The following is a 22,208-nucleotide window of genomic DNA, read 5'->3' as shown; positions in this document are numbered from 1 at the left end:
TCCACAGGGACCGGGTGGTTCGCCCACAGCACAGACAGTTTCATCCACAGGAAACAGGCCGTCATCCACAGGCGTTAACCCTGAGAGCAGGGTTTTACTGCTGTGCCCGGATGACGCCACACCGGGCCGAGAGGAGACACCCGACATGCACTGCCCCTACTGCCGTCACACCGACACCCGGGTGCTCGACTCCCGCGTCTCCGACGACGGTGGTCAGATCCGCCGCCGTCGTACCTGCCAGGAGTGCGGCAAGCGCTTCAGCACCGTCGAGCTCATGCAGCTGATGGTGCTCAAGCGTTCTGGTGCCACCGAACCCTTCACCCGGGAGAAGGCGATCCAGGGTGTGCGCAAGGCCTGCAAGGGCCGGCCCGTCACCGAGGACCAGCTCGCCTGCCTGGGGCAGGCGGTCGAGGACGCACTGCGCAGCGAGGGGTACGCCGAGGTGCCCGCCCACGAGGTCGGGCTCGCGATCCTGAGCCCGCTCCGCGAGCTGGACGAGGTGGCGTACCTGCGGTTCGCCTCCGTCTACCGCGCCTTCGAGAGCGCAGAGGACTTCGCCAACGAGATCGAGTGGCTGCGCGCAGAGCGCTCAGCCACCGCACCTCAGCCCACGGGCTGACCAGATACTGCCCGGCACGTCGTGGGGAAGCGGCGTGCCGGGCGCACCACAGCAGAGACCGATGCAACGACGCAGCAGTGACTGAGGAGAATTCATGACCGAGACGGTGAACAAGGGTGGTCTGAAGATGCAACGCGTCTTCAGCACCGAAGGCACCCACCCCTACGACGCCATCACCTGGGAGCGGCGCGACGTCGTCCAGACCAACTGGAAGACGGGCGACACCGTCTTCGAGCAGCGCGGCGTGGAGTTCCCCGACTTCTGGAGCGTGAACGCCTCCACGATCGTCACCACCAAGTACTTCCGCGGCGCCGTCGGCACCGACGTGCGCGAGTGGAGCCTCAAGCAGCTCGTCGACCGCGTGGTGAAGACCTACACCAAGGCCGGGATCGACAACGGCTACTTCGCGACGACCGCCGATGCGCAGGTCTTCGAGGAGGAGCTCACCTGGCTCCTGGTCAACCAGTACTTCTCGTTCAACTCCCCGGTCTGGTTCAACGTCGGCACCCCCTCCCCGCAGCAGGTCTCGGCGTGCTTCATCCTCAGCGTCGATGACTCCATGGACTCGATCCTCAACTGGTACAAGGAGGAGGGGTTCATCTTCAAGGGCGGCTCCGGCGCCGGCCTCAACCTCTCCCGCATCCGCTCCTCCAAGGAGCTGCTCTCCTCCGGTGGTACCGCGTCGGGCCCCGTCTCCTTCATGCGCGGCGCTGACGCCTCCGCCGGCACCATCAAGTCCGGTGGCGCTACCCGGCGCGCGGCCAAGATGGTCGTGCTCGACGTGGACCACCCCGACATCGAGGAGTTCGTCGAGACCAAGGCGCGCGAGGAGAACAAGATCCGCGCCCTGCGCGACGCCGGCTACGACATGGACCTGGGCGGCAAGGACATCACCTCCGTGCAGTACCAGAACGCCAACAACTCCGTCCGGGTCACCGACGAGTTCATGAACGCGGTCGAGAACGGCACCGAGTTCGGCCTGCGCTCGCGCAGCACCGGCGAGGTCATCGAGACCGTCGACGCTCGTGAGCTGTTCACCAAGATCTCCACGGCCGCCTGGGAGTGCGCCGACCCGGGTCTGCAGTACGACGACACCATCAACGACTGGCACACCAACCCCGAGACCGGGCGGATCACCGCGTCCAACCCGTGCTCGGAGTACATGTCGCTGGACAACTCCTCGTGCAACCTGGCGTCGCTGAACCTGCTGAAGTTCCTCAAGGACGACGACACCTTCGACGCCGAGCTGTTCGCGAAGGCGGTGGAGTTCATCATCACCGCGATGGACATCTCCATCTGCTTCGCCGACTTCCCGACCGAGCCGATCGGCAAGACCACCCGCGACTACCGCCAGCTCGGCATCGGCTACGCCAACCTCGGCGCGCTGCTGATGGCGATGGGCCTGGGCTACGACTCCGACGGTGGCCGCTCGATGGCCGCCGCCATCACCAGCCTGATGACCGGTACGTCGTACAAGCGCTCGGCGCAGCTCGCCTCGATCGTCGGTCCGTACGCCGGCTACGAGCGCAACGCCGACGCCCACAAGCGGGTCATGCGCAAGCACCAGGCCGCCAACGACCAGGTCCGCGTGCTGCACACCGAGGACGGCCGCGTCCACAAGGTCGCCACCAAGGCGTGGGCCGAGGTCATCAAGCTCGGTGAGAAGAACGGCTTCCGCAACGCGCAGGCCTCGGTGCTCGCGCCGACCGGCACCATCGGCTTCATGATGGACTGCGACACCACCGGCATCGAGCCCGACTTCTCCCTGGTGAAGTTCAAGAAGCTCGTCGGCGGCGGCTCGATGCAGATCGTCAACCAGACGGTTCCGCGATCGCTGAAGAAGCTGGGCTACCAGCCCGAGCAGATCGAGGCGATCGTCGCCTACATCGCCGAGCACGGTCACGTGATCGATGCTCCCGGGCTGAAGAACGCGCACTACGAGATCTACGACACCGCGATGGGTGCGCGGGCGCTGGCCCCGATGGGTCACGTGCGGATGATGGCTGCCTGCCAGCCGTTCCTCTCCGGTGCCATCTCCAAGACGGTGAACCTGCCGGAGAGCGCCACGGTCGAGGAGATCGAGGACATCTACCTGCAGTCGTGGAAGCTCGGCCTCAAGGCGACCGCGGTCTACCGCGACAACTGCAAGGTCGGCCAGCCGCTCTCCGGCGGCAAGGGCGAGAACAAGGGCACGGACTCCAACAAGGCCTCCTCGGCGGCCGAGCCCGTCGAGGCCAAGGTCATCGAGAAGGTCGTCTACGCCCCGACGCGCAAGCGCCTGCCCAAGTCGCGCGTCTCCCGGACCACGTCGTTCACCGTCGGTGGCGCCGAGGGCTACATGACCTCCGGTGCGCACGACGACGGCGAGCTCGGTGAGGTCTTCCTCAAGCTGGGCAAGCAGGGCTCGACCCTGGCCGGCGTGATGGACGCCTTCTCGATCGCGGTGTCCATCGGCCTGCAGTACGGCGTCCCGCTGGAGACCTACGTCTCGAAGTTCACCAACCTGCGCTTCGAGCCCGCCGGCCTCACCGACGACCCCGACGTGCGGATGTCCCAGTCGATCATGGACTACATCTTCCGTCGTCTCGCCCTGGACTACATGTCCTTCGAGGAGCGGTCGATGCTGGGGATCTACTCCGCCGAGGAGCGCCAGCGCCACCTGGAGACCGGCTCCTACGAGCCGATCGTCGAGATCAGCGAGGCAGAGGCGCTCAAGTCCGACACCGACACCTTCAACCTCGAGGAGGTCGAGACCAAGGACACCCACGGTGCCGAGGCCCGCGAGGTGCCGGCCAAGATCACCACGGGTGAGGCGCGCACCTCCGCTGAGCTCTTCGAGAAGCTCACCGGTACGGCGGTCGACAGCCCGCTGTGCATGACCTGTGGGACCAAGATGCGTCCGGCTGGGTCGTGCTACGTGTGCGAAGGGTGCGGAAGCACCAGCGGCTGCAGCTGATCCTGAGTAGAACGTCGAAGTGCCCCAAGGAATTCATTCCTTGGGGCACTTCGTCGTCTTCCGGTTCGGGCGCTGACTCATGTTGGCACCCCCGTGCGTCTTGATGCCAAGAGTTCGAAGTAATCCACCAGCCACCCCATACGGCGGGTGTCGCTCATGCTTCGAGTCGGTGACGATCAATTAGAAGAATCATCTGACAAGGACTCGGGACCGTCCGAAGCTTGCGCCGTGGACACTGGGACCAAACGCACGATCTACGCACTCGACAAGTGGGCCGACACCGAGGAGTCCGCGCAGTCGAGGAACTGAGTGACCAGCTTCTCGCCCACCTCAATACCCGCCCTGCCCGGGAGTTGCTGGCGAGGGCGAACATGCCCGGCATCTCCAGCGCCGAGGTGCAGGCAACGTTCCTGCCCTACGCCCTGGAACTGGGCTTCACGAGCGAGGCTAAGGGCCTGTTCTTGGAGTACGAGAACAAGCTCCGCCCCGACTACTACCGCGCTGTGGGCAAGAGCGGCGTCCTCCTCGAGGTCGAACGGGGGAAGACCACCACGAACAACATGGACCTGTTGGACATGTGGAAGTGTCATCTGTGCCGCCACGCGGACTTCCTGTTCCTGATGGTTCCGCAGGCGCTCAAGCACAACCACCGTATGACACCCAAGCGGGAGTACAGCGCTGTCGTGAAGCGCTTGGGAACCTTCTCATGGACGCCAATGCCACCAATGTGCGTGCCGTCCACATCTTCGGCTATTAACGCTCACGTTGTTCTCAGTACGACCACGACGGTCCTTCCTACAGGCACAGGTGCATGACGCTGACTTGCCGATGCCGTTCCGTTCCTCTAAGGCTGCAGCGCCGCGCGGTCGTCCTCTGCCTCAACGAGGACGGCACGCGCGATCGGGCGAAGAAGCGGCTGTACGTCGGGATGTCCCGGGCCACCGACGTCCTCGTCGTGGTCGGCGATCCCGAGACCGTCCGCCGCGTGGGCGGGCACGACGTGGCGAAGCGGCTCGGTATCGGCGACTGACAGCGCGGGCCTCGCTCCGCCGAAGTCCCTAGGGTGAGTGTCGCCCGAGCTCCGGCGGCTGGCGCGTGTACCGCCGTTACCGTCCCGTACCTCGCGGGACGCGGCTGGTCGAGACAGGAGTGGACCGTCGTGCAGATCGAGACCCGGGTGGACGCGTTTGAGAGCCGCCTCAGGTCCTAGGTCACCCGTCTGGCAACCGAAGGTCGAAGGTCGACGGGAACGACCCCGACACCTACTCCGTACGAGTGCCACTTCGCACCACCCCGTAGCCCACCGGACTCTTGGCCGTTCACAGTCTGTCCCGGTCTAGCCCGGTGGGAGGAGGACTATGAGCGAGCTGAACAGGTTGCTGCAACAGGTCAACGACGGCGAGGTGGAGGTCGAGGAGGTGGCCCCGCTGATCGCGTGGCTCGTCTCCACGGTCCCCGGCGTCGCCGCCGAGTGACTGTCCCGCTTCGAGATCATCCAGGTCAAGATGGAGGGCGTCTTCGACGATCCCGCCGAGAGCTTCGCGCAGGTGGAGGTCGCGCACGTGGTTGGCGAGCTGACCGACGAGCAGTACGCCGTGATCAGGACCGCGGTCGTGCAAGGGCCTTGCGATGAGCTTCGCTCATGCCTCAGCCATGACGCCCCCGTCGGAGCCCGCTACCAGCCAGGCGCGGCCCTTGCTCTCGTGACCCTCCCCACATCGACTCCGTTCGTCTGCGTGGTCTAGACAGGTCGACGTACCGTGCGAGCTCATCCGTAGGACGAGGAGAACTCTGTGCGATTAAGCAGAATCAGCGCGATCGTGGCGCTGGCAGTGGTGGTCATGAGCGTGCAGGGCGTGGCTCATGCGGCCCCGGGCGAAGGACGGTTCACCGTCGATCGGGTCGTGGACGGGGACACCGTGGCCGGCACGTGGGAGGACGGTGCGGAGGGACGTATCCGCTTCCTGAACGTCGACACCCCGGAGGTGGGCACCTGCTTGAGCGCTGAGGCGACCGCGTTCACCAAGCGGGAGCTTCGTCCCGGCACCAGTCCGGCCCTCACCTACGACAAGGGCCTCTTCGATCCGTACGGACGGGTCCTCGCGGTCGTGCGTGGGAAGTCGGGAAAGTCCTTGTCGGTGGCGCTGGCGAGAAACGGCCTGGGCGTCCCGGTGAACATCGCTCCCAACCGGGCGCACTACCCGGCGGTGGTGCGGGCAAGCAAGGCCGCGGTTCGGGATCGAGTCGGCTTCTTCGACCCGCGACTCGGCTGCACGCCGGCGGGCCACCTCGACGAGGTGCGGTCCAAGGTGGCGCAGGCCCGCGCGATGCCTGCTCAGACCAAGACCCAGTACGCCGCGGTGATCGCGAGTCTCGCCGCCACCAAGGCGGCGCTGAACAAGATCAGGGCCGCGAGGTACGGCCTGCCCGGTCCGACGTTGCGCACGTGGATCCGCGCCGCCCGCAAGCCGCTGGCGAGAGCGATCGCAACCGTGCGGACCGCCAAGACCCGTGCGTGGCGCACGGCCCGGGCGGAGCAACGCAAGCCGAAGCCCAAGCCGACGCAGAAGTCTCCGGTCACGAAGTCGCCCAGCTATCCGGTCTACAACGGCCCCCGTTGCTATGCGCCGGGCGGCAAGACCTGGCGCCCCTGCTGACCGGACCCGCGCCCGTTCGTCAGGCTCGCATCGCGCCGACACGTGCGGGGGAAGAGCCTGGGAACACCCGAGCGGCGGACACGCCGAACCTGGTCGCGACGACCTCGGCCAGGACATCGCGATAGTCGGTGGTGACGAGCAGGTCGGCGTCGCTGCCCAGAGTCAGCCCCGGCCAGGTGCCGTGCACCCGCCCGCCGACGACGCAGGCTCCGGCCAGCAGCATGGCGTTGCCGTAGCCGTGGTCGAGCCCCATGCTGCTGTTCTCCTCCGTCCGACGGCCGAACTCGCTCAGCACCACGACGGTCGTGCGGTCCAGGTGTGGGCCGAGATCCGCGAGGCGGTTGAGCCAGTCCACACGCAGCGACGACGTCGGGTCGGCGTCCTCGACCTCCTCCATCGCGGCGAAGTGGGACCGGTTGCGGGCCGGCAGGCCGGCCGCGTGCACGGCGGCGACTCTGCCCGTCCGCCACCAGTCCGCCAGCGGGCCCAGCGACGGGTGCAGGGTCCGGTCCGAAGTCGCCCAGCTGTCCCCGATACGGAGGTACGCCGGCGAGCGGCGTACCTCCGCGGATCAGTGCCTCAGCTGCGCGGCACCGGCATCCGGTTGGGGATGGCCTCGTACGCGTTCGGGTTGAGCGAGTCGACGGACCCGTCGACGATCGAGTCGATCAGCCCCTGCAGCCCGATCTCGATCTGCTTGGTCAGCATCCCGTTGCCCTTCAGCCCGGTGGACTGCGTCTGGGAGCTGCTCTCGAAGAGAACGGTGGCGCTGCCTCGCAGGGCGAAGGAGCCCAGCGCGGTGCCGGGCAGGTCGGTGTCCTGCGGGTAGAGGGTGACGTCGCCGAATCCCGAGCCGTTGCCGGCGCGGTTCTTCAGGGCGTCGTAGATGGCGACGTTGGCGCGCCGCGAGGCGTCGTAGTCGAACTCGGGCCAGGTGCCGTGCTCGGCCGGGTCGGCGATGAACCGCCCCGAGATCGACAGAGTGGAGAGACGGTTGGTGCCCTCGACGAGGTAGCACGGGCCCTGGTTGTGCAGGTCGACGAAGTAGTCGACCGTGCCGAACTCCTGCTCCAGGTCGCGGTAGACCTCACGGACGGTCTGTGCCTCCGGCGTCAGGTACCAGCCGACCGACCCGCTGTTGCCGGGGAGATCGGCGGGCTGGGGCACGTAGTCCAGGTCGGGGTTGAAGTCGCGGTTGGTGTCGAAGCCGGGCACCCCGGCGTTGTAGTTCCACGCGGGCGCCGAGCCGGCAAGCTGCGGGAACCGAGCCACCGTCTGAGCCCAGCTCTGGTCGTTCTGCCGGTGCTGGTGCTCGCCCCCGTCGACGTTGAGTCGGGGGATCGCGACGATCGTGATCCCTTCGCGGGTGGCCTGTGCGGCCGGGCTGTTGCCGCCCAGCTGCTGCAGCATGTTGAGCAGGGCCTCGGTGCCGTGGTTCTCGTTGCCGTGGATCTGGGACTGCACGAGCATCACGGTGTCGCCGGTGCCGACCCGGGCGGAGTAGATCTCCCGCCCCTGGTTGCTGCGGCCGATCACGTCGACCTGCACGTTGCCCTTGCTGGTGCGCTCGATCTTGTCGAGCGCGGAGGTGAGCTGGGAGTGGTTCACGAAACCGGCCGAGTTGCCGCCGGCCTCGGTCCCGCAGTGGGAAGTGATCGGCTTGGCCTGCGCCGGGCCTCCGACGGTCAGGCCGGCGGCGGTGAGAGTGAGTGCCCCGCAAAGGGCAAGGGCTGAGAGTCGACGTGTAGTCACCGAGAGTTCCTTCTGTCCGAGAATTGAAAGGTGCGCACACCCTCGGGCATGACTCGCCAGTAGGCAAGACCATCGAGCGAAGAAGCGCGCGCCGGTTGGAGCGCCATGGATCAGTGCGGCGCTGCGCCTGAAGGAGCCTCCGGGACCCCTGCGACGGCGGCCGCAGCTGCCGCGTCCGGGAGTGCCGAGCGCACTCCCCACTCGAACATCATCAGCGAGAACACAGCGACGGCGATGATGTCGACACCGTTGGGCAGCAGCTCCCGGCCACCGCCGAACCGGCCGACGTACGTCAGCAGCAGCAGACCGGCGTAGTACGGACCCAGCCACACCAGGGAGCGCGGCGCCAGGGAGCGTGCCAGGTCCACGTCGCGAACCATCCGCCAGGACAGGACCGCGACACCGACGACGATCGGGATGGTCAGCTTGATCATCGTGTCCCAACCGGTCCAGTAGATGATGAGGCCGACCACGACGAAGGCGAACCGTGCCACCACAGGCAGCGCGGGCAGCCGGAACGGGCGGATCCGATCCGGGACCTGACGGCGCAACGCGACGACGGTGATCGGGCCGAGGCACATCGACAGCACGATGGCTCCGGAGTTGAAGGCGAGCAGCTCCGACCAGCCGTCGCGGAAGGCGAGCAGCAGCGCCAACCCGACCACCAGATTCAGCGCCATCGCGCGCAGCGGGACACCGTGGGGCGAGAAGACGGACACAGCCCGCGGGAACAGGCCGTTCTCGGCGACCGCCACCGTGAGTCGCCCGCTGGACGCGGTGGAGACCAGGCCTGCGCCGAACGGCCCCAGCACAGCGTCGGCGACCACGAGCTTGGCCAGCGTGGCCATGCCTAGGCCTGACAGGATCGCCGCGAGGGGACCGTTGGCCCCGCCCTGGTCCAGGTGGGCCCAGCCGCGGTCGAGCTCGGTCGGGTCGACCGCGCCGATGAAGCCCAGCTGCAGGACCGTGAAGAGCGCGGCACAAATCAGGATCCCGCCCACGAGGGCGACGGGGATGGCGCGCTGGGGCCGTCGTGCCTCACCGGCGAGGTCAAGCGCGTGCCGAAAGCCGAGGAACGCGAAGACCACTCCGCCGGTGGTGATCGCGCTCAGCACCCCGTCGACGCCTTCGGGAGCGAATCCCTCCTCCCTGATGGGAGCGGTGGAGAAGTGCGTCAGCAGGGCGATGGTGATGACCAGCGGGATGATCAGCTTGATCCAGGTCAGCGCGGTGTTGATCCGCGCGAACAGTGCCACCCCGAACGCGTTGAGCGCGGTGAAGGCGACGAGGACGATCGCCGCGGCGACGATCCCGCCCAGGCTCAGCGCGCTCTCTCCGTTGGAGGAGGTCGCGGCGACGAAGAGCCAGTCGAACGCCGGTTCGTTGCTGGCGTACTCGAGCGTGGCCTGCGTCTCGATCGGTGCGGCCGTCACGTACCCGACCCAGGCCACCCAGCTGATCGCGATCCCGACCCCCTGCCCGTGGCTGAAGGTGGGCAGCAGCCCGAGACCCCCGACGACCGGCAGCATGGCGGAAACCTCGGCATAAACCAGCGCGACCGAGATCAGCATCACCGCGGCGATCGGCCAGGCCAGGATGGCCGCCGGACCGGCCTGCTGTGCGGCGAACAGCGGTGCGAACAGCACTCCGGAGCCGACGACGCCGCCGATTGCGACGAAGGTCAACCCGAGAGTGCCAATCGATCGATTGGGAGCTTGTTGCTCGTCCATCACTTTAAAAGGTAGCGGCGGTCTGCCCTTGGGTGTGGTCCTCGACCGGGTCAAGTACGACTACCCCCGAGTAGGCCCTCGAGCCTCTCGTCGCCCCTGGCTGATGTGCAAGGACGTCTCGGAGGAGTGCCGATGGTCAGCGCAGCGAGAACATCAGCGTGGTCCCGATCTGGCCGAGGTCTACAAGGAATCTCCACCGGTCAGACTCGCTCAGCGTGTTCCGCACCTGGCCGGGCGAGGGGAAAGTCTTTGATCCGAGAGCAGGGGCGGGCAGCGAGGACGTCGGAGTCATTGCCACCAACGCCGACCTGAACGATGCGTTGATGCTGGCGAACTGATGCCCTCGTGTGTGCTTAGCGGAGCGAGCTGACGATCCGATCGCGCACGGCCTCCAGCCATGCCCGGTCACCTTCATCTGGGTCGTACGCCAGGCCCATGCTCATGAGCGTGCGCTCAAGCTCCGCGTCGTCTCCAATGCGCGCAAGCAACGTGTCGATCTCTTCGGGAACGCGGGCAATCAGTGCGGAATCCTCCTTGAGGAACTCGTCAAGGATCTCTTCCCAGGTCTGGAACGTGTGCGACCAGTCCTCGTGGAAGTAGGCCTGAAGCAGATACGTCAGGGGATCCATGTGGGGTGTCCTCCTAGTTCGGGTAAGCAGTCAAGACCTGCCAGCCGTGTGGCATTGACTCGTTGGGTATGAGGACGACCCGCACGCCGGACCGGTAGGTCACGGATCCGTCCTTCGTGACAGTAACGCCCGTTGGTTCCCCCATGTCCTTGGTCAGCGGGAAGGATCTGGGGTTCCCACTTCGACGCCACGCGTCAATGTCATTCCAGTTGTCCTTGATGGCCCGCGAAACAAAACGCTCCGCGTCCAGCTGGGATGGGAAGGACGAAGCCTGCTTCTTTTTGTGTCTCAGGCATTGTTCAAGGAGTTCCTCGATAGATCTCCTCGCGTGATCACGCAAGGTGTGACCGGGTGGTGCCTCGTGGCTGATCAACCAGCCGCTCCTGAAGGTCCCGGAGGGAGGACCCGGCAGTCGGATCGATCCCCGTTCGTCCCGCACTCGCGGGTACTTGCCTGCGCGCTGACGCACCTGGGCCATCCGGCTGCGGGCCTCGCGCAGCCTGGTCGCGGCTTTGGTGGAGGCAGCGCGCAGAGTGACTAGCAGTGCGTGGAACCGGGGCGTCTGCGCCGCGATGCGGGCCATCATGGCGCTGCCGGCGGCTCCCGCTCCGAGACCGGAGGAGAGCAGCCCTACGACCGCGGAGATGGCGACGCCCTCGAGGGCCATCTGGCAGATCTCGCCGATGATCGCGAGGGTGCGTTGGTGAGCGTTCCGGACCGCTTCGGCGTACTCCTGGCACGACGTTGCGATGGCGAGCATGGCGCCGGCGGTGTCCTGGATCAACGCGCGCAGCTCGGTCAGAGCAGCGGTGGCGAGCATGGCGCCGGCGGTGTCCTGGATCAACGCGCGCAGCTCGGTCAGAGCAGCGGTGGCGAGGGGGACCTCGGGGGACTGCTGGCCACCGAGGAGGGCGGCGGCTTCCCGGCACTGATGCTCCAGGTCGCCTACGGAATCTGCAGCCGAGCGCCATGCGGCCGCGGCATCCAGGAGCCGGTCGATGTCGGCGCCCGGCCAGACGAATCCTTCGACGTGCTCGATGATCCAGGCCTCGACCGTGTTGAGAGTCGAAGGATTGCCGCCCAGGCTGCTCGGTGGTGCTGAGGCACGAAAGTGCGTGAAGCCGCTGGTCGAGTGGGAGGTGTCGCCGTTCCACACTCGCCCGGCCGCGGCAGCTTCTGCCCGACCGTGGTTGTCGCCCGACACCGCCAGGAGCCGTGAGAGGCTGCTGAACGCGTAGGTCAGCTCGACGAGAGCCTGGAGCGACTCGTCCGCTGCGGCGTCGTACTCGATGGCGAAGTCGGTGCTGGTGGCATCGTCGCCGGCCATGCCGGCGTATCCCTGGAGCTTGCCTGCCAGCGACTCGGTGACCATCGCGGTGATCTGGTTGCCCGAGCGGCAAGCTGCCGCGGCATCGCTGAATCCGACGACGTCGACCGCGAGCCTCACTGGAGCTGCTCCGCTCGATGCACGTCCGGTCGTGTCTTCCCCATGTTGCCGCCCCCTGTGGCCCGGTATCGCTCCCGATCCTTGCGGGTTCCGGCCGGGCAGGGCGGCCCCGAGACCGTCACCTGTGGATAACCGGCTCGTCCGTCCTCGCGGAGTCTGCGCCGCATCGCAGCAGGAGTGAGCAAGACTGCCGCCATGTCCACGCAGCCCGCCGTCGTGCCGTTCGCCCAGACCCACCGCATTCTGGCGAGTGCCCTGATCAGCGCTCCGGTGCTGATCGCCGTGGTTCTCGCCTTCATCGGTTCTGCCGACACCGAGACGGACGAGAGCTGGACGACCGCCAGCCCGGACGTCGTGTGGGTCGGGTTGCTGCTGGTGGTCGGCGCCGCCCTCCTGGCGTTGGTTCCGACGGTCGGCTATCGAATGGACCCGCTGGGGAAGGGCATGGAGGCCGAGGCGAACGCCGTGGCCCGGGGCCGCTACCAGTCGGCGACGTTCGTGCGCTTCGCCATGGCCGAGGTGCCGGTGCTTCTCGGGATCGTCCTGGCCTTCATGGACGGCTCCTACCTGCTCTACCTGCTCGGAGCAGCGATCGGCCTGGGGTTGATGGGCCTCCACGTCTGGCCTTCGCGCCGGGTGGTGGAGAAGTCGTCCGAAGTTCTCGAGGCGAACGGTGTGCAGTCGGGCCTCCGAGCCGACTTCGGCTACGCCTCGCACTGAACGTGCGTTGCGCTCCTCGTTGACAACCGCCGTTGCCGCTCTGGCAAGGTCATGACATGGCAGACGACGACATCCTGCGGGGCGTGGGGCCACGGCTGCGCCAGCTCCGGCTTGAGCGCGAGGCGACGCTGAACGACCTCGCCGCGGAGACCGGGATCTCGGTGAGCACGCTGTCCCGTCTGGAGTCCGGCCAGCGCAAGCCGACGTTGGAGCTCCTGCTGCCGTTGGCCCGCGCGCACCGGGTCGCTCTGGACGAGCTCGTGGACGCCCCGGAGACGGGGGACCCGCGCATCCGCCCCCGACCGGTCACCCGGCACGGGCGGACGTTCCTCTCCCTGACCCGTCGGCCGGGTGGCCTGCAGTCGTTCAAGATGATCATGCCGGTCGAGAGTGCCTCGCAGCCGACCCTGCAGACCCACGAGGGGTACGAGTGGCTCTACGTGCTCAGTGGTCGGGTCAGGCTCGTCCTCGGCACCCGGGACCTCCTCCTGGAACCCGGGGAGGTTGCGGAGTTCGACACCCGGACCCCGCACTGGATCGGAAATCCGGGTCCGACGCCCGCCGAGGTGTTGGCCATCTTCGGCCCGCAGGGGGAGCGCATGCACGTGCGGTCGTGACCTCACCGCTGTGTCACCGACCGCCGGATCATCGAACTCCTGGCGGGCCGTTCCAAACAACGTGCATGACGTTGCCACCGAGGGGTGGAACGAAGTCCCGAGAACGGGCCATAAAGGTCAAGTACGCTCTCTGCCCTCGCGTGTGGAGGAGGCGCTGATCGCATCCACGGTGAGTCCACGCAGTTCGTTTAGCCACTCTCGAGCGTCCGTGCCGTCGCGTGAGGGGCGGTAGAAGGATCCCAGCTCAACGATCAAGTCATCGAGTTCTTCAGTGCTGGCCGAGGTCGTCAGATCGTCGATCTCATCGATGAGCGCCGGAGCCTCCTCCGGGTCGCCATCCAGCAGGTCGAGCAGCGCTTCTTGCGGGCTGCTGTACTGATCCCTCCAGTCCTGGTGCAAGTAGGCCCCGAGGAAATGCCATAGCGCTGGGTACCGGTCCTCAAGCATTGCCCACTCCTGTGGGTTGGGGGAAGGTCGTAACAACTCGATATCCGGATTCGGTCTCGTTGCTTCGAACCAAGATCACTCGCACACCCGTGACGTGACGGACGTTGCCGGCCGCGTCGACCGAGACGCCCACCACCTCGGGCAGGACGGCATTGATCCGCAGGGACTTCTTACCGTTCGCCAGCCAGTCTTGCACTTGCTCAGCGTGCTTCTCAAAAACCCTGTCAAGGGCTCTGTCTGCGTCCTTATACGTCTTGAAGGATGAGGCAAACTCAAGCTCTTCCTCGCGTGCGCGGGTGGCGAGTTGATCCACGTTTCTGCCGATGTGCCTCTCCTCGATGTGGCCACCAATCCTGTCTTGAGCCTTGATTGATGACCGTCCTCCTCCAGGCAACCGGAAGGACCCGCGTTCGTCCCGTACCCGTGGGTACTTCCCGGCTCGTCGGCGTACCTCGTCGAGTCGGTTGCTTGCTTGGCGGAGTCGGGTGGCGGCTTTGGTGGTGGTGACTCGCAGGGTGATCAGGAGGGCGTGGAATCGGGGTGCTTGGGCGGCGATCCGGGCCATGGCGGCGGTCCCGGCGGCGCCTGCTCCGATGCCGGAGGAGAGGAGGCCGACGACTGCGGAGAAGGCGACGCCCTCCACGATCATCTGGCAGATCTCGTTGATCAGGGCGAGGGTGCGTTCGTGGGTGGTGCGGACTGCTTCGGCGTACTCCTCGCAGGAGGAGGCGATCGCGTGCATCTCCTGGGCGGTCTGGCCGATCAGGGAGCGCAGGTCGGTCAGGGCGGTGGTGGCGAGGGGTACCTCGGGGGAGTGCTGGCGTTCGAGCAGGGTGATGGCCTGGTCGCACTGGTGCTCCAGGTCGGCGATCGAGGAGGCGGTGGATTGCCAGGTGGCCGCGGCAGCGAGGAGTTGGTGGACGTCGGCGCCGGGCCAGATGAATCCTTCGACGTGGTCCAGGATCCAGGTTTGCACCATCTGGAGGTCGGGGTTGTTGGCCCCGAGGCTGGAGGGGGGTGGGGGTGGTCGGTAGTGGACGAAGTGGCTCGCGGGCCGGGAGGTGTCGGCGTTGTACACGCGTGCGGCGGCTGCGGCTTCGGCTCGTCCGTGGTTGTCCCCTGAGGTGGCGAGCAGTCGGGACAGGCTGCTGAACGCGTAGGTCAGTTCGACCAGCGCGCCGAGGGACTCGCGGGCTGCGGCGTCGTACTCGGCTGCGAAGTCGGCGCTCATGGCGTCGTCGCCAGCCATGCCGGCGTACCCCGAGAGGTTGCCTGAGAGCGACTGCGTGAGCATGGCCGTGATCTGGTTGCCCGAGCAGCAGGCCTCGGCGGCGTCGGTGAACCCGACGACGTCGACCGCGAGCCTCACCGGACCTGCCCCCACATCGACAGGTTCGCCCCCACTGCGGCGGTGTAGTTGGCCTGTGCGGTGTCGCCCAGGTCGCGGATCCCGGCGAGCGCCTGGGTCATGTCGGCGAACTCCCCGCGCCACCGGGCGTACGACGTGACGTGGGCGTCGCGGGCCAGTCCGGACCACTCGGCGTGCAGGTCCCTCGTCACGGCGTCGGCGTCACCCACCAGGTCGTCGAGCGCCGCCTGACAGGCGGTCATCTCGGCCACGACCAGGCGGAGCTCCTCGACGTCGACCCGGAAGGCGGTCATCCGAGTCGGCCCCGCATCCGCGTGTGGGCGTCCCCGGAGCCCGTGTCTGCGACCGAGAGCTGCGAGTCGGCGTACCGGACCCCTTCGACCCCGGTCGACAGGCCGTCGATCACGGCGTCGGCACTCTCCCGCCACTCCTCCCAGAAGGCGGCGAAGCGGGCGGCCGCCTCACCGCGCCAGCCGGTCATCAGGGACTCGACCGAAGCCTCGATCTGGGCGCGACGCGCCGCCATCTCGGCGGCACGCGAGACGAGCTTGTCGGTCGCCCGCGACACGTGGGCATGGTCGAGCTGGATGCTCATGGGACCTCCCGAGTAGGACCGGCGAGCGCCGGCAAGGACTGGTCAGATCCTTGCGTTTTCTCGGCGACGGCGTCGGTGCGAGACGCCCGGCCTGTGCAAAACCCTGTTCCGAACGGGCCAGGAACGTCCGCCCGCACCACTACTGTCGGGTCATCGGCGACCAGGGGGGTCGCCTCACCCCGGAGGTGTCCCATGCGCAGCGAGCTCTTCGACCAGGTCAACGAGGAGAGGGCCACCGCCGAGCGGTTCTCCCTGCACCACCGCAAGACCCTCCGGGCGGTGCTCGGCGAGCCCGTGCTCGCCGCGAAGGGCGCGATGGTGGCCTACCAGGGGCAGGTGAGCTTCGAGCACAAGTCGGCCGGTTCGCTCGGCAAGATGATGAGGCGACTCGTCACCTCCGAGGACACCCCGCTGATGACGGTCGCCGGCCAGGGGGAGGTCTTCTTCGCCGACGCGGCCAAGGACATCTTCCTGGTGCACCTCGAGGGCGACGGGCTCTCGGTCAACGGCTCCAGCCTGCTGGCGATGGACGCCTCCCTGGAGTACGACGTGCACCGGGTCAAGGGCGCCGGGATGATGACCGGAGGCATGTTCAACACCCTCATCCAGGGCACCGGCACTGTCGCGCTGACCAGCGACGGCCCACCGCTGATCCTGGACTGCTCGCAGACGCCGACGGCGGTGGACATCAACGCTGCCGTCTGCTGGTCGGCCGGCCTCACCCCGCAGGTGGTGAGCTCGATGAACATGCGCTCCATGCTCCGCGGCGGCACGGGGGAGGCCTTCCAGTACTCCTTCCACGGTCCCGGCATCGTGGTCGTCCAGCCCTCCGAGGGCCCGGTCGTCCCGCCGCACAGCCACGGCAGCGGCTCCTGAGGGGCCTCGGAGGACAACCGCTGGTGGTGCTGGGCGGCTAAGGGCAGGCTCACCTTTCTGGAATCATTCCAAAAAAGAGTGTTGACTGCGGTCATGACCCAGACGATGAGCAAGCACGCCGCCCGCCCCGCATTCCAGGCCAGCCAGCAGCTCGGGGATCACCTGCAGCAGCTCCTGGTCGACCTCACCGACCTGCAGCTCCAGGGCAAGCAGCTGCACTGGAACGTGGTGGGCAAGAACTTCCGCGACACCCACCTCGTGCTCGACGAGGTGGTCGACGCGGCCCGCGGCTTCGCCGACGACATCGCCGAGCGGATGCGCGCCATCTACGTCACCCCTGACGCGCGAGTGAAGACCGTGGCCGCGAAGAGCACCCTGCCCGAGCTGCCCAGCGACGAGATCGACACCGCCGACACCGTCGACGCGATCGTGGCTGCCCTGTACGCCGTCGCCGCCACCGCGCGTGGGATCCACGACGACGTCGACGCCGAGGATCCCACCTCGGCCGACATCCTGCACACCGTGCTGGAGCGGATCGAGCAGCTGGCCTGGATGATCGACTCCGAGAACAGGATCGCCAACAGCAGCATCCCTCGCTCCATGCACGAGTGAGTTGCCTTACAGTCGGCGCGTGAGCCAGAACCCCGCGCCGGCCGACGTGCTCGTCGTCGAGTCGTTGGTCCGCCGCTTCGGCGAGCTGACCGCGGTCGACGGCGTCTCGTTCCGCATCGCCCCAGGTGAGACCTACGGCTTGCTCGGCCCCAACGGCGCGGGCAAGACCACCACCATCTCCATGGTGGCGGGGCTTATCGCGGCGGACTCGGGGACGGTCACCGTCGCGGGACGACAGATGACGCCCCGTGCCATCGAGCCCAAGAAGCACCTCGGGCTGGTGCCGCAGGACCTGGCGATCTATCCCGAGCTGTCCGCGCGCGAGAACCTCCTGCTGTTCGGACGGCTCCAGGGTCTGGGCGGCGCGCGCCTGACCTCCCGGGTGGCCGAGGTGCTGGAGCTGATCGGCCTCACCGACCGCGCCAAGGACCTGAGCAAGGAGTACTCCGGCGGCATGAAGCGCCGGCTCAACATCGGCATCGGGCTGCTGCACCAGCCGACCCTGCTGATCCTCGACGAGCCCACCGTGGGCGTGGACCCGCAGTCGCGCAACGCGATCCTGGAGTCCGTCGAGGCGCTGGCCGTCGAAGGCATGGCGGTGCTCTACACCACGCACTACATGGAGGAGGCCGAGCGCCTCTGTGACCGGATCGGCATCATCGACTCGGGTGTGCTTCAGGCCGAGGGCACCAGGGACGAGCTGATCCGCCTCACCGGAGGGGTCGACACGATCAGGATCGGCGGCAGCGGCGATGTCGGCGCAGCCGCGGAGAAGCTTCGTGCCATCCCGGGAGTGGAGCGGGTCGACGCCGACCGGCACTCGGCAACCCTCGCCGTGCGCGACGCCGCCGCGCTGGTTGCCGACGTGGTCAGCACCGCAGCCGACCTGGGCGTCAAGCTCTCCGACGTGGAGGTCTCGCGTCCGGACCTGGAGTCGGTCTTCCTGCACCTCACGGGCAAGGCCCTGAGGGACTAGGGCTCGGAACGACCGTGCGCCAGCTGCTGACCCTCACCCTCTCCGACCTGCGCCAGCGTGTGCGCGACAGGTCGGTCCTCATCTTCGCGTTCGTGGTGCCGCTGGCGCTGATGTTCGTGTTCAACCTGGTCTTCGGCAACACCGACGACATCGAGCTCAAGCCGATCACCGTGGCGGTCTCCGCCCCGGCCGACGACGATCTCGCCCAAGTCATCGCGCGCGTGGTCCGAGACCTGGACGGCCAGGGCGGACTCGACGTCACCGTCCACGAGGTCGACGCCGCGACGGGGCGTCAGCAGGTGGAGGACGGTGACGCCGCGATGTCGCTGATCGTCCCCGACGGCTTCGGCCAGGCCGCGCAGTCCGGAGAGCCCGTCACCGTCGACGCGGTCCGGGGCGACGAGGCCGGGATCGAGTCGGACATCGTGCTCTCGGTCGTCGACGGGGTGCTCGACCGGTTCGCTCACGGCGCTGTCGCCGCCCGGGCCGGACTTGTCGAGGGGATCTCCGAGGATCAGCTGGGCAAGCTGGCCGAGCAGGCTTCCTCGAGCGGGCCGGCGTACACCCTGGCCGAGGGCGAGGCGTCGGACGAGCAGCTCGACTCCGGAGCCGCGCTCGTGGCTGGGCAGACCGGCCTGTTCCTGATGTTCACCGTCAGCTTCGGAGTGACCAGCCTGCTGCTGGAGCGGGAGACCGGGACGCTGCGCCGCCTGCGCTCCATGCCGATGCCGGCGTGGCGGATAGTGGCCTCGAAGGCGCTCGTCAGCCTCACCCTCGGGGTGGTCGCCAGCGCCGTGCTGCTGGCCGTCGGCGGGTTCCTCTTCGACGCCAGCTTCGGCTCGCCACTGGCAGTGGGCGCCCTGGTGGTCTGCGTCTCGGCGGCCGCCACCTCGGTGATGTTCCTGATCGTGCGCGTGGCGCGCACCAGTGAGCAGGCGAGCATCGCCACCTCCATCGTCGCGGTGGTCCTCGGCGTGGGCGGGGGCGCGTTCTTCCCGGTCAGCGCCACCGGCGCGTTCGCACCGGTGCTCGACCTCAACCCCGTCGCCGCCCTGCTCCGGGGCCTGGGGATCACCGCTGGCGGCGGCGGGCTGGGCGACATCGGCACGCCCGTGCTGATCATGCTGGGATTCGCGGCCGTGATGATGCTGCTGTCCCGGCTGGTGCCCGACCGGGGGCGCTGTCATGAGGAACGCGCTCACCGTCGCCGGGGTGGAGCTGCGGCTCTTCGTCCGGGACCGCTCCAACATCTTCTTCGTCTTCATCTTCCCGCTGCTGCTGGTGCTGATGATCGGTGCCCAGTTCGGCGAGGGGGCCACCACCGGCCGGGTCGCGGTCAGCGGCAGCGACAGCGCCCTGACCGCAGGTCTGGTCACCGGGCTGGAGTCCGAGGACATCGAGGTCAGCGACCCCGAGTGGGACGCGGCCCTCGAGCAGCTGGCCCGTGGTCGGCTGGACGTCGCGCTGCGCGTGGACGACGAGGCCGACGCGGCGTACGCGTCCGGGGACGAGGTGCGACTCACCATGGTGCGGGCGTCGTCTCCGAACGCGCAGGTCGTGGAGCAGCAGGTCCGCACGGCGGTCGCCGCCCTGCAGGCCGCGAACGGTCAGGTCGCCGCGCTGGAGGCGTACGGCGTACCGGCGGGCCGAGCCGAGGCGGCCCTGGCGCAGGCGCGGCAGGAAACCAGTGCGCCCGTCCTGGAGGTCACCGACATTGACGAGCTCAGCGAGGAGTTCGACGGGCTGGGGCAGTTCGACCTCGGTGCCTCGGGACAGCTGCTGCTCTTCGTCTTCCTCGCCACCCTCTCGGGCTCTGCCACGCTGATCAAGGCCCGGCGACTCGGTGTGGTCGCGCGGATGCTGGCAGGGCCTGTCTCCACCACCCAGGTGATCGCCGGTCAGACCCTGGGCCGCTGGGCGCTGGGGTTCTTCCAGGGCGGCTACTTGATGCTGGCCACGTCGGTGCTGTTCGGAGTGAGCTGGGGGAGTCTGTGGCTCTCCCTGGTGGTCGTCGCGCTGTTCGCCCTCGTCGCCTCCGGGGCGGCGATCCTCCTCGGCACGCTGCTGGAGAACGAGGGCGCCGCTGCGGCCCTGGGCATCGGGCTGGGCCTGGTGCTGGCCGCCCTGGGCGGCTCGATGCTGCCGCTCGAGCTCTTCCCCGACACCATCCGGACCGTCTCGCACGTGACCCCGCACGCCTGGGCCTACGAGGCCTTCGCCGAGATCCAGCGCCGTGGGGGCGGTCTGCTCGACGTGCTGCCCCAGCTCGGCGTGCTCGCCGGGATGGCCCTGCTTCTGCTCGGCCTCGGTGCGTTGTCGCTGCGCCGTAGCCTGGCTCGGGCGATGTGAGCCCGCGCGCCGTGCCCCTCAACCGCAGCCGCAAGGCGACCGTGGCCCGCCGCCGCAAGCGTCGCATGGCCAAGGTCGAGCACGACCTGACCGCGGAGCAGTGGAGCGCGCTCCAGGCCGCCTGGGGTGGTTGCGCCTACTGCGGCGCGGCGGACCGGCCGTTGCAGCGCGACTGCGTCCTGCCGATCTCGCGCGGGGGTCGCTACACGTTGGCCAACATCGCGCCGGCGTGCGGGTCGTGCAACGCGAGCAAGTGCAACGACGAGGTGACCGCCTGGCTGCGGCGCAAGCGGCTGGACGAGCGGGCCTTCCTGGAGCGTCACGTGGTGATCAGCGCCGAGATGGGCCGACGGTTTCCCTCGGCGGAGGATCCTTCAGGTTAGGTATTCATTCGAACAGGTGTTCGATCTAGGATCGGAACCATGGTCCTGACGGAGATCGACGAGCTGTCTTCGACGGCGCTCCTCGAGACCGCCTCGCGCACCCTTCGAGCGAGACGGCTCGCGGAGGTCGCGGAGATGCAGCTGGCCGCGCAGTGGGCCGTGCTGCACGGTCATCCCTGCGACGACGATGACCCGATGATCCGTCCCGGGGGTGACGGGACTCCCCCCGTGCGGGAGTTCGCGTTGCCCGACCTGGCCATCTCTCGGGACTCGCACGTGGCCACCACGAGGGCTCTCATGGCCGACACCCTCGACCTCCAGCACCGGCTCCCACGCACCTGGGCGGTCGTGGTCTCGGGCTCCTGCGAGCCCTGGGTGGCGCGGAAGGTGGCGGTGCTCTCCCGCTCGGTCCCGGTCGAGACCGTCGGCATCGTGGACGCCTCAGTCGCGCGCGCGATCGCGGGGCACTCCCCGTCGACCGTGCTGGAGATCGCGCGGGCGAAGACCGTCGAGGCGGATCCAGAGGCGTTCGCCATGCGTAGGGAGATCGAGCGCCGACGACGGTACGTCGCCCTCGGCAAGGTGGACGAGTTCGGGTTCCGCCACGTCATCGCCCGGGTGAACGCCGGCGACGCGGCCTGGGTCGACGCCCTGCTCGACCGGGTGGCCGACGTGCTGGCGGACGCACAGCGGGAGGAAGGCAACCGGGACGAGCTGCGTGCCGAGGCCTTCGGCTGGCTGGCACGTCCCGCCGAGCTGCTGAAGCTGCTCCTCGACCACCACGTCCCGGATCCCGGGCAGCCCGAGGAGACCCGTCCGGCTTGGGCGCCCGACCACCTGCTGCGCACGGTCGAGCGGTTGGCCACGATGTCCACCCGTCAGCTGGCCGCGCTGCGCGGTCGAGGACAGGTCTTCGTCCACGTCACTGACACCTCGCTGCTCCGCCAGGCGGGCCTGGCTCGGATCGAGGGGCTGGGGCCGGCGCTGGTGCAGGCGCTGCGGGAGCTCCTCGGGCACGCCGACGTGCGACTGACCCCGGTGCTCGACACCGCGCTCCGCCCCCGGGTCGACCAGTACGAGCACCCGGAGAGCTCCAAGGACATCGCCTGGTTGCTGTCAGGCGGTGACGTATTCCCCTTCTCTCCCAGGACCGCCACCCGCGACCGTGTGGACTTCGACCACGTGGAGCCCTACGACCCGGCGGGTCCACCCGGCCAGACCGGTCCTCACAACGCCAGCCCGCTGCGCCGCACCCACCACCGCTGGAAGACCCACGGAGGCTTCCGCTATCGCTCGTGCGGACGCGGCCGCGCGTTGTGGCAGACCCCCTTCGGGACCTGCGTGCTGGTCGACGAGCGCGGGAGTCGCCGGTTGTCGATGGAGGAGGCCGAGCTGATGCTGGGCGCCCCGCCCGGCGTGGAGGTCTACCTCAGCAACGCTGAGATCGACCTCGGGGTCTACCGGTAGGGTCCGG

General features: G+C 68.1%; 23 protein-coding genes and 1 pseudogene. 15 read left to right on the top strand and 9 right to left on the bottom strand.

Going from position 1 to position 22,208, the window contains the following annotated elements; all coding sequences use genetic code 11:
- Positions 1 to 145 precede the first annotated feature (145 nt).
- The 5 genes from nrdR (at position 146) to C0R66_RS14530 (ending at position 6,232) form a co-directional block, all read left to right on the top strand.
- Positions 146 to 619, top strand: a complete 474-nt coding sequence (gene nrdR, locus C0R66_RS14555) for a transcriptional regulator NrdR (RefSeq protein WP_101525315.1) — start codon at positions 146 to 148, stop codon at positions 617 to 619.
- 94 nt (positions 620 to 713) lie between these two features.
- Positions 714 to 3,575: a vitamin B12-dependent ribonucleotide reductase gene (locus tag C0R66_RS14550; protein WP_101525314.1), complete on the top strand. Its 2,862-nt coding sequence runs from the start codon at positions 714 to 716 to the stop codon at positions 3,573 to 3,575.
- Positions 3,576 to 3,946: 371 nt separating this feature from the next.
- Positions 3,947 to 4,390 (top strand): hypothetical protein, encoded by a 444-nt coding sequence (locus tag C0R66_RS14545; RefSeq protein ID WP_101525313.1) that lies wholly within the window; start codon positions 3,947 to 3,949, stop codon positions 4,388 to 4,390.
- A complete protein-coding gene (locus C0R66_RS14540) occupies positions 4,387 to 4,605 on the top strand; it encodes a hypothetical protein (RefSeq protein WP_199286697.1) in 219 nt (72 codons plus the stop codon). The genes C0R66_RS14545 and C0R66_RS14540 overlap by 4 nt, the downstream gene beginning before the upstream one ends.
- A 763-nt stretch (positions 4,606 to 5,368) precedes the next feature.
- A complete protein-coding gene (locus C0R66_RS14530) occupies positions 5,369 to 6,232 on the top strand; it encodes a thermonuclease family protein (RefSeq protein WP_158648058.1) in 864 nt (287 codons plus the stop codon).
- 19 nt (positions 6,233 to 6,251) lie between these two features.
- Here C0R66_RS14530 and C0R66_RS14525 read toward each other — a convergent pair whose 3' ends face one another.
- From C0R66_RS14525 to C0R66_RS14515, 3 genes are all read right to left on the bottom strand, one after another.
- Complete coding sequence (locus C0R66_RS14525; protein WP_101525310.1) at positions 6,252 to 6,677, bottom strand: DUF1501 domain-containing protein; 426 nt, start codon at positions 6,675 to 6,677, stop codon at positions 6,252 to 6,254.
- A 134-nt stretch (positions 6,678 to 6,811) separates the two neighbouring features.
- Entirely contained in the window at positions 6,812 to 7,984 is a 1,173-nt protein-coding gene (locus C0R66_RS14520; protein WP_199286696.1) for a M14 family zinc carboxypeptidase, read from the bottom strand.
- Between the two features lie 110 nt (positions 7,985 to 8,094).
- Entirely contained in the window at positions 8,095 to 9,714 is a 1,620-nt protein-coding gene (locus C0R66_RS14515) for an APC family permease (RefSeq protein ID WP_277869130.1), read from the bottom strand.
- A gap of 215 nt (positions 9,715 to 9,929) precedes the next feature.
- Between C0R66_RS14515 and C0R66_RS20000 the strand changes: the two genes are divergently transcribed.
- A complete protein-coding gene (locus C0R66_RS20000) occupies positions 9,930 to 10,052 on the top strand; it encodes a hypothetical protein (RefSeq protein ID WP_277869129.1) in 123 nt (40 codons plus the stop codon).
- Positions 10,053 to 10,067: 15 nt separating this feature from the next.
- On the opposite strand, the gene C0R66_RS14510 is transcribed toward C0R66_RS20000, so the two are convergent.
- Together C0R66_RS14510 and C0R66_RS14505 are read right to left on the bottom strand one after the other, a co-directional pair.
- Positions 10,068 to 10,343, bottom strand: coding sequence for a contact-dependent growth inhibition system immunity protein (locus tag C0R66_RS14510; RefSeq protein WP_101525308.1), 276 nt, complete (start codon positions 10,341 to 10,343; stop codon positions 10,068 to 10,070).
- A 13-nt stretch (positions 10,344 to 10,356) separates the two neighbouring features.
- Entirely contained in the window at positions 10,357 to 11,790 is a 1,434-nt protein-coding gene (locus C0R66_RS14505) for an RNase A-like domain-containing protein (RefSeq protein ID WP_101525307.1), read from the bottom strand.
- A 195-nt stretch (positions 11,791 to 11,985) separates the two neighbouring features.
- Here C0R66_RS14505 and C0R66_RS14500 point away from each other — a divergent pair, with 195 nt between their 5' ends.
- Positions 11,986 to 12,510, top strand: a complete 525-nt coding sequence (locus tag C0R66_RS14500; protein WP_101525306.1) for a hypothetical protein — start codon at positions 11,986 to 11,988, stop codon at positions 12,508 to 12,510.
- A 56-nt stretch (positions 12,511 to 12,566) separates the two neighbouring features.
- Positions 12,567 to 13,127 carry a helix-turn-helix domain-containing protein gene (locus tag C0R66_RS14495; RefSeq protein ID WP_101525305.1) on the top strand — a complete coding sequence of 187 codons (561 nt, stop codon included), beginning with the start codon at positions 12,567 to 12,569 and terminating at the stop codon, positions 13,125 to 13,127.
- Between the two features lie 117 nt (positions 13,128 to 13,244).
- Here C0R66_RS14495 and C0R66_RS14490 read toward each other — a convergent pair whose 3' ends face one another.
- Genes C0R66_RS14490 through C0R66_RS14475 form a run of 4 tightly spaced genes read right to left on the bottom strand, consistent with a single transcriptional unit; the run spans position 13,245 to position 15,538 of the window.
- A complete protein-coding gene (locus C0R66_RS14490; RefSeq protein ID WP_101525304.1) occupies positions 13,245 to 13,574 on the bottom strand; it encodes a contact-dependent growth inhibition system immunity protein in 330 nt (109 codons plus the stop codon).
- The gene (locus C0R66_RS14485) at positions 13,567 to 14,943 is read right to left on the bottom strand and encodes an RNase A-like domain-containing protein (protein ID WP_101525303.1); all 1,377 of its coding nucleotides are present in this window, start codon (positions 14,941 to 14,943) and stop codon (positions 13,567 to 13,569) included. The genes C0R66_RS14490 and C0R66_RS14485 overlap by 8 nt, the downstream gene beginning before the upstream one ends.
- Positions 14,940 to 15,236: a WXG100 family type VII secretion target gene (locus C0R66_RS14480; RefSeq protein WP_101525302.1), complete on the bottom strand. Its 297-nt coding sequence runs from the start codon at positions 15,234 to 15,236 to the stop codon at positions 14,940 to 14,942. The genes C0R66_RS14485 and C0R66_RS14480 overlap by 4 nt, the downstream gene beginning before the upstream one ends.
- The gene (locus tag C0R66_RS14475; RefSeq protein ID WP_101525301.1) at positions 15,233 to 15,538 is read right to left on the bottom strand and encodes a WXG100 family type VII secretion target; all 306 of its coding nucleotides are present in this window, start codon (positions 15,536 to 15,538) and stop codon (positions 15,233 to 15,235) included. The genes C0R66_RS14480 and C0R66_RS14475 overlap by 4 nt, the downstream gene beginning before the upstream one ends.
- A gap of 192 nt (positions 15,539 to 15,730) precedes the next feature.
- Here C0R66_RS14475 and C0R66_RS14470 point away from each other — a divergent pair, with 192 nt between their 5' ends.
- From C0R66_RS14470 to C0R66_RS14440, 7 genes and pseudogenes are all read left to right on the top strand, one after another.
- Positions 15,731 to 16,414 carry an AIM24 family protein gene (locus tag C0R66_RS14470; RefSeq protein ID WP_101525300.1) on the top strand — a complete coding sequence of 228 codons (684 nt, stop codon included), beginning with the start codon at positions 15,731 to 15,733 and terminating at the stop codon, positions 16,412 to 16,414.
- A gap of 93 nt (positions 16,415 to 16,507) precedes the next feature.
- Positions 16,508 to 17,026, top strand: a complete 519-nt coding sequence (locus tag C0R66_RS14465) for a Dps family protein (protein ID WP_101525299.1) — start codon at positions 16,508 to 16,510, stop codon at positions 17,024 to 17,026.
- Between the two features lie 19 nt (positions 17,027 to 17,045).
- Entirely contained in the window at positions 17,046 to 18,002 is a 957-nt protein-coding gene (locus tag C0R66_RS14460) for an ABC transporter ATP-binding protein (protein ID WP_199286695.1), read from the top strand.
- Positions 18,003 to 18,016: 14 nt separating this feature from the next.
- Positions 18,017 to 19,099 (top strand): annotated as a pseudogene (locus tag C0R66_RS20330) (ABC transporter permease); the annotation flags it as partial.
- An 88-nt stretch (positions 19,100 to 19,187) separates the two neighbouring features.
- A complete protein-coding gene (locus tag C0R66_RS14450) occupies positions 19,188 to 20,351 on the top strand; it encodes an ABC transporter permease (protein ID WP_101525298.1) in 1,164 nt (387 codons plus the stop codon).
- 11 nt (positions 20,352 to 20,362) lie between these two features.
- On the top strand, positions 20,363 to 20,734 hold the full coding sequence (locus tag C0R66_RS14445; RefSeq protein WP_241901456.1) for an HNH endonuclease: 372 nt from the start codon (positions 20,363 to 20,365) through the stop codon (positions 20,732 to 20,734).
- A 39-nt stretch (positions 20,735 to 20,773) separates the two neighbouring features.
- Entirely contained in the window at positions 20,774 to 22,201 is a 1,428-nt protein-coding gene (locus C0R66_RS14440; protein WP_101525297.1) for a hypothetical protein, read from the top strand.
- Positions 22,202 to 22,208: the final 7 nt, after the last annotated feature.

Origin of the sequence: Nocardioides houyundeii (assembly GCF_002865585.1) — a bacterium.
GTDB classification, from domain to species: Bacteria; Actinomycetota; Actinomycetes; order Propionibacteriales; family Nocardioidaceae; genus Nocardioides; species Nocardioides houyundeii.
This window is presented reverse-complemented; position numbering and strand designations above follow the sequence as displayed.